The following is a 1,528-nucleotide window of genomic DNA, read 5'->3' on the forward strand; positions in this document are numbered from 1 at the left end:
TTACGGTCACCGACTTCAGGTACCCCAGACTTCCATGGCTTGACGGGCGGTGTGTACAAGGCCCGGGAACGTATTCACCGCGCCATGGCTGATGCGCGATTACTAGCGATTCCAGCTTCATAGAGTCGAGTTGCAGACTCCAATCCGAACTGAGACCAGCTTTCGAGATTCGCATCCAGTCGCCTGGTAGCTGCCCTCTGTACTGGCCATTGTATTACGTGTGTGGCCCAAGGCGTAAGGGCCGTGATGATTTGACGTCATCCCCACCTTCCTCTCTACTTGCGTAGGCAGTCTCACTAGAGTCCCCAACTTAATGATGGCAACTAGTGACAGGGGTTGCGCTCGTTGCAGGACTTAACCTAACACCTCACGGCACGAGCTGACGACAACCATGCAGCACCTTGAAAAATGTCCGAAGAAAAGTCTATTTCTAAACCTGTCATTTCCCATTTAAGCCTTGGTAAGGTTCCTCGCGTATCATCGAATTAAACCACATAATCCACCGCTTGTGCGGGCCCCCGTCAATTCCTTTGAGTTTCAGACTTGCGTCCGTACTCCCCAGGTGGCTAACTTATCACTTTCGCTTAGTCTCTGAAGCTTAAAGCCCCAAAAACGAGTTAGCATCGTTTACGGCGTGGACTACCAGGGTATCTAATCCTGTTCGCTCCCCACGCTTTCGTCCATCAGCGTCAGTTGTTGCTTAGTAACCTGCCTTCGCAATTGGTGTTCTAAGTAATATCTATGCATTTCACCGCTACACTACTTATTCCAGCTACTTCAACAACACTCAAGACCTGCAGTATCAATGGCAGTTTCACAGTTGAGCTGTGAGATTTCACCACTGACTTACAGATCCGCCTACGGACCCTTTAAACCCAATAAATCCGGATAACGCTTGCACCCTCCGTATTACCGCGGCTGCTGGCACGGAGTTAGCCGGTGCTTATTCGTATAGTACCTTCAGCTTTCCACACGTGGAAAGGTTTATCCCTATACAAAAGAAGTTTACAACCCATAGGGCCGTCGTCCTTCACGCGGGATGGCTGGATCAGGCTCTCACCCATTGTCCAATATTCCTCACTGCTGCCTCCCGTAGGAGTCTGGTCCGTGTCTCAGTACCAGTGTGGGGGATCACCCTCTCAGGCCCCCTAAAGATCGTAGACTTGGTGAGCCGTTACCTCACCAACTATCTAATCTTGCGCGTGCCCATCTTTATCCACCGGAGTTTTCAATTTTAAGTGATGCCACTCAAAATATTATGGGGTATTAATCTTCCTTTCGAAAGGCTATCCCCCTGATAAAGGCAGGTTGCACACGTGTTCCGCACCCGTGCGCCGCTCTCAGTCTCCCGAAGGAAACCTACCGCTCGGCTTGCATGTGTTAGGCCTCCCGCTAGCGTTCATCCTGAGCCAGGATCAAACTCTCCATTGTATGTTTTTCCTGACCCGCTCAAAGTTTTTTATTACGCTTTAGTTTTTTCTTACTTGGTTGTATATTGTATGTCAATGATCTTTTTTCTTTCCGCAAT

Annotated in this window: 1 rRNA gene; it reads right to left on the reverse strand. The window is 49.5% G+C overall.

What is annotated here, in order from left to right:
• A 16S ribosomal RNA gene (locus BUA72_RS24105) occupies positions 1-1,431 on the reverse strand; the annotation flags it as partial.
• Between the last annotated feature and the right edge of the window lie 97 nt (positions 1,432-1,528).

Origin of the sequence: Chryseobacterium sp. OV279, assembly GCF_900128945.1 — a bacterium.
GTDB lineage: Bacteria > Bacteroidota > Bacteroidia > Flavobacteriales > Weeksellaceae > Chryseobacterium.